The organism is Allopseudospirillum japonicum (genome assembly GCF_900108915.1).
Taxonomy (GTDB): domain Bacteria; phylum Pseudomonadota; class Gammaproteobacteria; order Pseudomonadales; family Halomonadaceae; genus Pseudospirillum; species Pseudospirillum japonicum.
The window spans coordinates 413,291-424,969 of record NZ_FNYH01000001.1 but is presented as its reverse complement, the minus strand read 5'-3'; the positions used below and the strand labels follow the sequence as shown (position 1 = coordinate 424,969).

The following is an 11,679-nucleotide window of genomic DNA, read 5'->3' as shown; positions in this document are numbered from 1 at the left end:
ATAAGTGGTAGCTAGGGCAATTGATGCCCTAGCGAACCGGTTAGAGAATTTCTAGGTGAGTAACTTTCTGTAAGCCACGTGGTAATAAGTGGCCTCGATGCCCTCGATTACCTTGATAAGTAGCCAAATCCTCATCTTGCAAACTAAGATGACGTTTGCCAGCATGTAACCGCAAGCCTGCTTGGGCAGGTAAAGCCAAAGCATAAAGAAGGCAGTCATCGGTTTGTGCACCCAGATCAAGTAATTTTTGTCCTTTCCCCTTGCTCATTGAAGTCAGTTGCTGTGCAGGAAAAACCAGCAAATACCCTTGTTGACTAATCAAGGCGACGCGTATGTTTGCAAGATCCGCCTCGTGCTCTGCAAGCAAGATAGGGGCTAGCGCATGCGCACCTTCTGGAACTTTTAAACACGCTTTACCATTACGCTGTTTCGTCGTCATTTCGCTTAAGGTACAGCAAAAACCATAACCTGCACTGGACATCAAAGCCCACTGACTGTGCACTGGGCCTAGAGCAAGGCCACAAATTGCTCCTTCTAATTTTAAGCGGTTGCTGATAGGTTCACCTTGGCTGCGTGCAGAAGGCAAAGTATGAGCAGCCAAGCTGTAAGTACGACCTTGCGTATCAACCAATACGACTTGCTGATCATTTTTACCATAAGCTGCATAAGCAAACCCATCGCCTGCCTTGTAACTCAGGTTTTTAGCATCAATATCATGGCTTTTAGCAGCACGAATCCAACCTTGTGCAGATAAAATGACAGTAATAGGATCAGCACCAATGAGTTCAACTTCCGTAAGGGCTTTAGCCTGCTGGCGCTCGACTAAAGGAGTACGACGCGCATCAGCAAATGTCTGTTGCCAGTGGCGAAGTCCTTGAGCAATAACCTTATCTAAGGCCTGCGAGCTTGCGAGCTGATCTTCTAATTGTTGTGCTTCTTGGGAAAGTTGTTGTTGCTCCTGCTGTAATTTTTGCACTTCTAAGCGCGCAAGCTGGCGTAGTTTGAGTTCTAAAACTGCTTTTGCTTGGGCTTCAGACAGAGGTAAGTGAGCTTGTAAAGCATCTAAGGGATGATTTTCTTCACATAAAAGCGCTAAAACTTGGTTGAGATGATCAAAAGCAATTTGTAAACCTTGTAAAATATGCAGGCGTTTTTGTATCTGAGAGAGTTTATGCTGTAGGCGCTTGCGCACTTGTTGGCGACGAAATTCTAGCCATTCGCTTAAATATTGACGTAGGTTTTTAACCTGCGGACGGCCATTGAGGCCGATCATATTTAAATTAACTCGATAGTTTTTTTCTAAGTCTGTAGTCGCAAATAAATGCGCCATAAACGTTTGTACATCTGTACGCGTAGATTTCATGATGAGCACTAAGCGCGTGGGGTGTTGATGATCAGACTCATCACGTAAATCAACCAGCATAGGCAACTTTTTTGCCTGCATTTGTGTGGCAATTTGCTCAAGGATGCGCGCGCCTGAAACCTGATACGGTAAGGCTTCAATAATAATTTCGTTCCCATCTTGACGCCAACAAGCTCGCAGCTTCAGACTACCACGTCCAGTTTCGTAGATGCGTAACATATCTTCCTTTGAAGTGATAAGCTCTGCACCTGTAGGATAATCTGGAGCCGGAAGGTATTGGCACAGCTCAGCTATAGAAGCCTGAGGATGTGCAAGTAAATGCAAACAGGCTTGTACCACTTCTTGGAGGTTGTGCGGTGGAATATCGGTTGCCATACCAACGGCAATGCCTGTACTACCATTAAGCAAGAGGCTGGGCAAACAGGCAGGGAGTACTTTCGGTTCTTTTAACGTACCATCAAAATTTGCTTGCCAGTCCACAGCACCTTGGTATAGCTCGCTAAGAAAAATCTCGCTCAATGGGGTTAAACGTGCTTCTGTATAACGCATGGCAGCAAAAGATTTGGGATCATCTGCGCTTCCCCAGTTACCTTGGCCATCAATTAAGGGGTAACGCCAAGAAAAAGGCTGTGCCATCAATACCATAGCTTCATAACACGCGGCGTCTCCATGAGGGTGGTATTTGCCTAATACATCCCCCACAGTGCGCGCAGATTTTTTGTGCTTGGCTTGCGCAGAAAGACGTAACTCACTCATCGCGTAAACAATGCGTCTTTGAACAGGTTTTAAACCGTCGCCCAAATGTGGTAGCGCGCGATCTAAAATAACGTACATGGAATAGTCCAAATAGGCATTTTCCGTGTAGGTACGTACAGATAAAGATTCATTTTGAGTCGCTAATACAGATGAGGCGACAGGATTTTCAGTAGAGAAAATTTCACTCATCAAAATCTCGCATATTTTAGGTTGGCATGTATAAGCCTGGTGTAAGCCAGACGATAATCCTTCTATAATCCTACCTGTTTAGGGTGAATTAAATGGGGCTTGACTATGATTTTAAAAGATTATAACCATCGTCCAGATGCAGATCCTCGTTCAGAGGATAACTGTGCTGAAGTGGCGAGCAGGTTGCGCAATGCCTTTCGCACGAATGAAGACGTTTTGGTGCTTAATGATGTACCTATTGCGATAGAACATCGCACCGTCAATGTAGATCAGGTCGTGCTGCACTCCTATGGTATTACTTTGATCAATAGCCGTACCCTATATGGCAAAATTGAAGTGAACTATCGCCACGAATGGAGTCGGGCGCTTAAAGGTCGCGATTTACCGATGGAAAATCCCATCGAGTTGTTTAAATACGTGAGTCGACATTTACGCAATAAACTTGTGAAGCACACGGCTCAAGTTTTAAGTAAGGCCAATGGTATTCAAAAAACCTTTGATGTTTTGCCGATTGATGTCGTTTTTGTTCAAGCGCCTAAGTCGAATATTCAAGGTTCAGTCGAATATGATTTTTGTTGAACAGCTCACGCAAATGATCACGCGGAGTTTTAGTTCTTATAAAAAGCGTGAGTTTCAAACCTTTGGTGGAATTGATGTGTTTAAATTCTTGCCATCGGATATGTATGCTACCGCAGATCTGCTGTTAGGCAACGAAATTGATCGTGCAAAATATCCAACATTAAACAACCCTGCGGTACTGAAGAAAAATACGCAAGTGGGTAAACCTGTGATTGTGCGCGTGCATAGTCGACGGCCGATTCGTATTATTAAGGCGAAAGATATTCGCCCTAGTCGTAAAAAAGTTGATGCGGATACTTCTTCCGGCTGATTAAACTTGTCCTTGTTGGGATAACCAATGGCGTCGATCCAAAGAGCGTTTGCGTGCCAGCAGCATATCAAGGAAACGCTCGGTTTCTTGTGTATTATCTAACGTGAGCTGTAATAATCGCCGTGTATCTGGGGCCATAGTGGTTTCACGAAGTTGCATGGGATTCATTTCCCCCAATCCTTTAAAGCGTGTCACTTGTGCAGAAGTTTTGGGGTGAGTTTTGCTCAGGTGAGCGAGTAAAGCTTCTAGCTCGTTCTCGTCAAGGGCGTAGTGGACTTCTTTGCCTACATCAACACGGTACAAGGGAGGTAAAGCAACAAATAAGTGTCCCTGTTGCACAAGCGCCGGAAAGTGGCGTACAAATAAAGCACATAATAAAGTAGCAATGTGCATCCCATCTGAGTCTGCATCGGCAAGAATACAGACCTTGTGATAACGTAAGCCACTCAGATCCGAATTTGCAGGATCTATGCCTAAAGCAACAGCAATATCATGGACTTCTTGGGAAGCAAGCACTTGGTGTGCATCAACTTCCCAAGTATTGAGGATTTTACCACGCAAAGGCAAAATCGCTTGATATTCACGGTCGCGTGCTTGTTTCGCAGAGCCACCTGCCGAATCTCCTTCCACCAAAAAAAGTTCCCCTAACCTTGGATCTTGGCTGGTGCAATCGGCTAATTTACCGGGTAAGGCGGGGCCTGCGCTGACACGTTTACGCAGCACTTTTTTGCTGGCACGTGTACGTTGTTGCGCACGCTGAATCATCCATTCTGCAAGGGTGAGTGCAATTTCTGGGTGTTGATTAAGCCAGAGGCTAAAGGCATCTTTAATCACTCCAGTGACAAAAGCTGCACATTGGCGTGAAGCAAGCCGCTCTTTTGTTTGTCCAGCAAATTGCGGTTCTGGCCATTTCACTGACAGGATATAAGTACAGGTATCCCAAACATCTTCAGGCGCTAGTTTGAGGCCGCGAGGAAGCAAATTTTTCAAATCGCAAAATTCGCGCATGGCCTCCAGCAAGCCGGTACGTAAACCATTAACATGTGTTCCACCTTGTGCTGTAGGTATTAGGTTGACGTAGCTTTCATTCAGTCCCTCACCACCTTCAACTAGCCAAGTCAGCGCCCAATCAAGTTGTTCGTTCTCCGTGGCAAATTGGCCGCTAAACACAGGATCAGGACAATAGCTAGACGCGCTGTACAAGCTTTGTTTGAGATAATCAATCAAGCCTTGCTGATAACACCAATGAACTTCTTCACCTGTGGTCTCATCGTGAAAGCTGACTTGTAAACCAGAGCATAAAACTGCTTTGGCTTTGAGAACATGTTGCAAGCGTGCAACGGAGAAGTTGGCGTAATCAAAATATTGCGGATCTGGCCAAAAGCGCACCAAGGTACCGCGTGTCCGTGCGCCGATTTGAGCAATTTGCGTCAGTTCTTGGGTTTTCTCGCCATGAGCAAAGGCAATCTGATAATGCCCACCGTCACGTTTGATTTCTACTTGTAAGCGTGCGGACAACGCATTGACTACAGAGACCCCCACGCCATGCAAGCCTCCGGAAAACTGATAGTGCTGGTTAGAGAACTTACCGCCGGCATGCAGACGCGTCAAAATTAGTTCTACCCCTGAAACGCCATGCTCGGGGTGGATATCTATCGGCATACCTCGGCCATTATCTTGCACACTTAAGGAGTGATCTTGGTGTAACGTCACACGAATTTGGGTCGCAAATCCGGCCAAAGCTTCATCAACACTATTATCAATGACTTCTTGCGCAAGGTGATTCGGGCGGCTGGTATCTGTATACATCCCAGGGCGTTTGCGTACCGGATCTAGACCACTGAGCACCTGTATAGACTGGGCATTGTAAGAGGTATTCATAGATAAAAAGACTTTAAAGATAAAACAGTTGGCAAAAGGAAAGCCAATGTAACTTAAATCCGTGTGGATGTGCAGCTTTTAATGAGGATGGCAAGTTTTAGTAAAGTACTCGGGGATTAAAAAAGCCAGCAAAGATGGGATGTAAGCGTCGAAATCCTGAAAGCCATGATCCCCGCCTTGGATGAGATGGCAAGCAGCAGGAGAAAAGTAATCGAGTGCTTGGCGATAGTCTAAAACTTCATCGCCTGTTTGTAGGAACACACGGAGTTGTGCACGTATTTTAGGAGAGCAAGTAGGGAGCTCTAAATCAGCAATCTGCTCAAGGTGTGCTTGTGTTAGTTGGTAAGTTTCTTGTGTATATAAATTTTGTTGTGGCCCTAAATAGGCGGGTAACAAACGGGTTGGCCAGACAGCGGGATTAATCAAAACTGCTTTATGTGCGTATCCTTTGGCAAGGAGCCAGTGGCTATAAAATCCACCTAGAGAACTGCCCACAAGCAACACAGGGCCAGCACTTGCACAACAGGTATCAACCAGAGTTTGGCAAGCGGTTTGTGGCCAATGAGATAATTGGGGAACTTGATAGTCCAGCTTAGGGGCATGACATGCGAGATAGGATGCTAAAGCCTGCGCTTTATAGGATGCAGGCGAGCTGTTAAATCCATGAACATAAACAAGGCGCATACGCAGAGTCTCGGCAAGTTTTATAGGGCATGACAATAGGCAAGCAACCCTTGAGTAGAGGGATCAAAAGTCTCGGCTTCTTTTGCAATTAAGGCTGCTTGGGTACTATGTGCAATATGCTTGCCTAACTCAACGCCCCATTGATCAAAAGGATTGATACCCCAGATGCAGGCTTGTACAAAGACCTTGTGTTCATACAAAGCGATTAAAGCCCCTAACTGGAAAGGGGTAAGGGATTCAAACATTAAAGTGGTTGAGGGTTGCTCGCCTCGATAGCGTCGGTAGGCTTCAGGGCGGGGTTCTGGTGCTGCTGCATCGCCGAGCATCAGTAAGCGTGATTGGGCAAAGCAATTGGCCAAAGTCATTTGATGTTGATTTTGGAGATGGAGGCGTGCTTGTGTCTCGGGAATATTTTGATAACGCTGAGCCGTAGCAATAAAATCACAAGCGACTCTTTGAGTTCCTTGGTGCAATAGCTGATAAAAAGCATGTTGTGCATTGGGGCCAACTCCTCCCCAAAGGATAGGACAGGTCGCATAATCAAGCGTTTGCCCTTGCGTATTGACAGATTTACCGTTGGATTCCATTTCTAGTTGAGCAAGATAATCTGGGAAGTGTGCTAAACGTCCGTCATAAGGCAAAATAGCTAGGGTATGTATGCCAAGAAAATTAATATTCCAAATCCCAACAAGCGCCATTAAAACTGCCAAATTATCCTGCCAAGGTGCTTGCTGAAAGGCGAGATCTAGTTGGTGAGCGCCAGCCAGCAAGGCTTTAAAATGTGCCATGCCAAGGCTTAAAGCAATCGGCAAACCGATGCAAGACCATAAAGAATAGCGGCCACCGACCCAATCCCACAAAGTTAACTGGTGTTCTTTCGCGATACCCCAAGCTTGCATACGCTCTGGATGTGCGGAAACGCCGATAAAGTGCTGACGTTTTAAGCTAGGATGTGCACCCAAAGAACCTTCTAACCAGTGCAACGCTGTGTTGGCATTCGATAAGGTATCCAAAGTGGTAAAAGATTTGGACGAAATAATAAACAAGGTCGTTTTTGGGTTGAGTTTGCTCAATGCTGTCGCTAACTGAGAACCATCCATCGTTGATGCAAAATGAATATTAAGGTGCTGTGCCGCTTGCGGACGCCATTCATGCAAGGCATGTGTCGCCATCAGTGGGCCTAATTCAGAACCACCGACCCCTAAGTTGACAATATCTGTAATAGGATAGCCGCTGACACCACGCCATTGGCGCGCATGAAGCTTAGCAACCAAAGCAGCCATTTTATCAAGGCTGGCATGAATAGGTGTCACTATCTCCTGCCCATCTAACTGTAAACGTGCATGGGCAGGTAAGCGCAAAGCACTATGGAGCGCGGGGCGCTCTTCGGTTGCATTGACCCGAGCGCCAGAAAATTTAGCAGCAATTTTGGCGTCGAGTTGGCATTCTTGCGCTAGTTGGTATAAAAGCTGCAGGGTGTCTTGAGTGAGATGTTGTTTACTAAGATCTAACAAGAAGCCGTTGGCTTGGCGGCTAAAATCTTGAAAACGCCGTGGGTCTTGGTTCAGTTCACGCAGAGAAACCCGTTTTAATTGGCTGGCATGTTGTTGCAATGCTTGCCAGCTTGTGCGTTCTGTTAGCAACTTACTCATAGCTATGCTAATCAACCTCAGCAGGTGGCTGGTATCTTTGGTTGTCTTGGTTACGCAAAATATCCTGTAAACGTGCATCTGGATTTTGCGTACCCTCAACACTTTCTGCTGCAGGCGGGGGTAAAGGCCGGTTTTGTAACCCAGTCCCTGGTTGGCTCTCCAAGCCGAGGCGTTGACGCTCAATTTGTTGTCTGCGTGCCTCTTCAAGACGTTGGCGTGCTTCTTCGCTTAACCTATCTCCAGTTTGTGCTTCCAAAGCCTGTTCTGCTTGACGATTTAAAATCACAATCTCAATGCGTCGGTTAATCGGATTTTGTGGGTCGTCACGCAGAAATAAAGCTGAATCAGATAAGCCAACGACTTGTGCGACACGCCCATCGGGTAAACCACCTTCCATCAGCATACGACGCGCCGCATTTGCACGATTTGCAGAAAGTTCCCAGTTGCTAAAGTAATCTCTATCTGCGTAAGGCGTGGAATCTGTATGCCCGTGAATACTGAGCTTATTATTGACTCGGCTTAAAGTTGGTGTGAGCTGCAATAAAATTTCTGCGAAATAATACTTTAGACGGTCTGAGCCAGCATCAAACATAGGGCGCTGCTGGTTATCGACAATCTGGATATGTAAACCATCTGGGGCAATATCAATAATGAGTTGATCTTTGAATTTATTAAGCACTTCATTGCTTTCTACTGTAGAGAGCAAACTCGCTTTTAGTTCTTCTAAGGTTTCACGTTCAGGTGCACTGCCTAAAGGCTCGGTATCAGCGGTTTGTAATGTCTGGGCTGCTTCAATCTGTTCACTTGCATCAGACGGATTAAAATTATTTAAAATCGTTGGGCTACCACCAAGGTCCACAGCACTTAAACGCCCGACCTTGTCCATATAACCCATAGGGTCAGAAAAGAATTGTTCTAACTCTATTTTTTGTGCCTCTGTGGTGTTGGCAAGCAACCACATCAGCAAGAAAAACGCCATCATAGCAATAGCGAAGTCAGCCATAGCAATTTTCCAAGAGCCACCGTGATGGCCCCCAGAAACTTTCTTAACGCGCTTGATGATAATATTTTGCTTGCCTTCCATGTGAACTCTCTAGCTAGCCTTAACGCGAACGAACATGCTCTTCTAGCTCAACAAAGCTAGGACGCACATTGGATAACAGCATTTTACGTCCAAATTCAACGGATAACTGAGGCGGTACGCCATTCATATTGGCTAATAAACACGCCTTAATGCACTCAAAGGCTTTGGCTTCTTCAAAAGCCTCGTGCTTCATCGCGTGTGACAAAGGCCCGACAAAACCGTAAGAGGCCAAAATACCAAGGAAGGTACCCACTAAAGCGGCTGCAATATGGTGGCCAAGCACCTCAGGAGGTGCGGCAATATCCTGCATGGTAATGGTGATGCCTAACACGGCCGCTACGATACCAAAACCTGGCAGTGCATCTGCAACACTGCCTACCGCATGGGCGGGCTCTTCTAATTCGTGGAGGCGGGTTTCAATTTCGGCATCCATCAAAGCTTCTAGTTCATGCGGTTGCATATTACCTGAACTAATTAAGCGCATGTAATCACAAATAAATTCGACTAAGGTTTCGTGCTTAACGACTGCTGGATAAGCACTAAAAATGGGGCTTTCTTGTGGTTCTTCAATGTCGGCTTCAATTGCAATAATGCCTTCCTTACGGGCTTTATTGAAAAGGTCATACATCATCGCCAGCAAATCCATAAACAGTGCCTTATTAAAGTGGGAACCTGCAAGCAGGCCTGGCACTTTTTTAAAGGTTTCTATAATGACATGTTTAGGATTGGCCGTAAGAAAACCACCAAAGGCCGCACCGCCAATAATGATGATTTCATAAGGCTGCCAAAGCATAATCAAGTTACCATGTGAGAGCACATAGCCCCCAGCCACACTGCCTAATACGACGAGCGCACCTATAAGAAGTAGCATGCCAGTACCTTTATGACGAATAACAGGGAGTCTTCCTTGCAAAACTGGTAAGACTATACAGGTATTTCTAGGGTGCAATAAAGTATCTTGCAGCATTGATGACACATCTTCAAGCAGACGCTTGACACTGTAAACAAGATACGTATAATGCACCCCACATTCAGGCTATGTAGCTCAGTTGGTTAGAGCACATCACTCATAATGATGGGGTCGCAGGTTCAAATCCCGCCATAGCCACCAGAATATCCGGTAAAAGCCTTGTATCAAGGCTTTTGCTTTTTTTACCCTAGAATCAAAAGTTCTAGGTGTTCGAGAGCCAACAAACTTATCTTGGTTTGTTGTAGTTAGTGAGATCCTCGGGTCAAGCTAACTTTAATGGTGGCCCCGTCGGTCCCCTCGCAATGATACCCTGTGAACCTGGTCAGGTCCGGAAGGAAGCAGCCACAGCAGGTGACTCATGTGCCGAGGTGTGGCTGGCGGGGCCATCGCCATTTCGGCATTCAGCATGTGTAATCTATCCCACCTATTTGTCTTTTCTAGGCTTAAATTTCGGCTTTTGTTAACATGGCTGTGGCATATTTAATCTTAGGAGAGCCGCAATCTATGACTTATCAAGTACTCGCACGCAAATGGCGGCCCCGTACATTCCATGAGCTTATCGGCCAAGATGCTGTGCGTCAGGCCTTAGTGAATGCGCTAGATTCTGGGCGTTTACATCATGCGTACTTGTTCACTGGCACACGCGGGGTAGGCAAAACCAGTATTGCGCGTATTTTAGCTAAGTGTCTCAATTGCGAGCAGGGCGTCAGTTCCGTACCTTGCGGTCTGTGTACTAGTTGTCAAGAGATTGATTCTGGCCGTTTTGTAGACTTAATTGAAGTAGATGCTGCGTCACGTACAAAAGTTGAAGATACGCGCGAGTTGCTTGATAACGTGCAATATGCGCCAACACGCGGCCGTTATAAGGTGTACTTGATTGACGAAGTACATATGCTATCGACGCATAGCTTTAATGCTTTGTTGAAAACCTTAGAAGAGCCGCCGCCGCACGTTAAATTCTTGTTGGCAACCACAGATCCACAAAAATTACCGGTGACGATTTTGTCACGTTGTCTGCAATTTAGCCTACGCAATATGACGCCTGCTGCGATTGTGACGCATCTTTCGCGTATTTTGGCGCAGGAAGGGCTTGCTTATGAAGACGCTGCCTTATGGGCCTTAGCGCAAGCAGCGCAAGGCTCTATGCGTGATGCCTTAAGTCTGACAGATCAAGCGATAGCTTTTACGCAAGGCCAATTAGAAGCAAAGCAAGTACGCAGCCTGCTAGGGACTTTAGATCACCAGCACTTATGGCAACTATTGCAAGCTTTAGTGGCGCAAGATGCTGCTAGCTTGTTAGCTGTTGTGGAAGAAATTGCACAATATGCACCCGATTATGATCAAGTATTGCAGGCATTAAGTGCTTTGCTACATCGTATTGCTTTAGCACAAGCCGCGCCCCAAAGCCTTGCGGAAGATTATGGAGATGCACAGCAAGTACGTGAAATGGCCTTGCATTTGCCAGCAGAAGATGTGCATTTATTTTATCAAATAGCGATCCAAAGTCGTCCTGATCTGGCATTGGCACCTGATCCTCAATCAGGCTTAGAAATGACTTTGCTGCGTATGCTGGCATTTCGTCCTCAAGGAATTCCGTATCCACCAGAGCAAGCGCTAGAAGCGCAAGAGAACATTGCCAATGATGTACCTGTACAGAAGATAGAGGTAAAAAAAAACCTTGAACCCCCTGTAGGAGCGGCAGCAATCATACCGGAAACTCAAGTTGTGATTGCAGATATGCCAGCACCCAAGAAGTCAGCCGAGGCAATATCTCCAGCCGGTACCAAAGTGACTCATATGGGGGAAGCTTTTAATCAACAATGGTGCCAAGAGTTTGCGCAAGCGCCTTTTGATGGTCTGGTACGTAATTTGGCTGCAGAGTTAATTATCCATCGGCAAGCAGAAGGTGTGGCGAATCTTTATGTTCCAGCCCATTTGATTCAGTTAGTCTCAGAAGAACGCAAGCAAGTGATTGCGCATTGGTTACAGCAAAAATATGCATTGATTGAATGTGTATGGCTTACGGAATCGCCGCCGCAAAACTGGCTCACGCCTGCCGCCTATGCGTATCAGCAAGCGCAGACTTTGCGACAAGAACTTTTGGTGAATTTACAAGAAGACCCGCAGATTCACGCTTTACAAGAGGCTTTTAGTGCCCAATTGGATCCACAAAGGTTAGAATATAAGCCTTTATAATTCATCTCAATTTTA

General features: G+C 46.0%; 9 protein-coding genes, 1 tRNA gene and 1 other RNA gene. 5 read left to right on the top strand and 6 right to left on the bottom strand.

Going from position 1 to position 11,679, the window contains the following annotated elements; genetic code table 11:
* Positions 1–40: 40 nt before the first annotated feature.
* Positions 41–2,308: a DNA topoisomerase IV subunit A gene (parC, locus tag BMX05_RS01950; RefSeq protein WP_093308258.1), complete on the bottom strand. Its 2,268-nt coding sequence runs from the start codon at positions 2,306–2,308 to the stop codon at positions 41–43.
* Positions 2,309–2,413: 105 nt separating this feature from the next.
* Between parC and BMX05_RS01945 the strand changes: the two genes are divergently transcribed.
* Together BMX05_RS01945 and BMX05_RS01940 are read left to right on the top strand one after the other, a co-directional pair.
* Positions 2,414–2,887, top strand: coding sequence for a nuclease-related domain-containing protein (locus tag BMX05_RS01945; protein WP_093308257.1), 474 nt, complete (start codon positions 2,414–2,416; stop codon positions 2,885–2,887).
* Entirely contained in the window at positions 2,874–3,197 is a 324-nt protein-coding gene (locus BMX05_RS01940) for a hypothetical protein (protein ID WP_093308256.1), read from the top strand. Before BMX05_RS01945 ends, BMX05_RS01940 begins: the two co-directional genes overlap by 14 nt.
* Here BMX05_RS01940 and parE read toward each other — a convergent pair whose 3' ends face one another.
* The 5 genes from parE to motA all read right to left on the bottom strand — a co-directional run bounded on the left by parE (position 3,198) and on the right by motA (position 9,369).
* Positions 3,198–5,078, bottom strand: coding sequence for a DNA topoisomerase IV subunit B (gene parE, locus BMX05_RS01935; RefSeq protein WP_093308255.1), 1,881 nt, complete (start codon positions 5,076–5,078; stop codon positions 3,198–3,200). It abuts the gene before it with no gap.
* Positions 5,079–5,156: 78 nt separating this feature from the next.
* Positions 5,157–5,762, bottom strand: a complete 606-nt coding sequence (locus tag BMX05_RS01930) for a YqiA/YcfP family alpha/beta fold hydrolase (RefSeq protein WP_093308254.1) — start codon at positions 5,760–5,762, stop codon at positions 5,157–5,159.
* Positions 5,763–5,782: 20 nt separating this feature from the next.
* Positions 5,783–7,414 (bottom strand): glucose-6-phosphate isomerase, encoded by a 1,632-nt coding sequence (pgi, locus tag BMX05_RS01925; protein WP_093308253.1) that lies wholly within the window; start codon positions 7,412–7,414, stop codon positions 5,783–5,785.
* Positions 7,415–7,421: 7 nt separating this feature from the next.
* Complete coding sequence (motB, locus tag BMX05_RS01920; RefSeq protein ID WP_093308252.1) at positions 7,422–8,498, bottom strand: flagellar motor protein MotB; 1,077 nt, start codon at positions 8,496–8,498, stop codon at positions 7,422–7,424.
* A 19-nt stretch (positions 8,499–8,517) separates the two neighbouring features.
* Complete coding sequence (gene motA / locus BMX05_RS01915) at positions 8,518–9,369, bottom strand: flagellar motor stator protein MotA (protein ID WP_093308361.1); 852 nt, start codon at positions 9,367–9,369, stop codon at positions 8,518–8,520.
* 163 nt (positions 9,370–9,532) lie between these two features.
* On the opposite strand from motA, the gene BMX05_RS01910 reads away from it, so the two are divergent.
* The 3 genes from BMX05_RS01910 to dnaX all read left to right on the top strand — a co-directional run bounded on the left by BMX05_RS01910 (position 9,533) and on the right by dnaX (position 11,664).
* Positions 9,533–9,609 (top strand) — tRNA-Met (locus BMX05_RS01910).
* A gap of 145 nt (positions 9,610–9,754) precedes the next feature.
* Positions 9,755–9,851, top strand: an RNA gene (gene ffs / locus BMX05_RS01905) — signal recognition particle sRNA small type.
* 121 nt (positions 9,852–9,972) lie between these two features.
* The gene (gene dnaX, locus BMX05_RS01900) at positions 9,973–11,664 is read left to right on the top strand and encodes a DNA polymerase III subunit gamma/tau (protein ID WP_093308251.1); all 1,692 of its coding nucleotides are present in this window, start codon (positions 9,973–9,975) and stop codon (positions 11,662–11,664) included.
* The last annotated feature ends 15 nt before the right edge of the window (positions 11,665–11,679 follow it).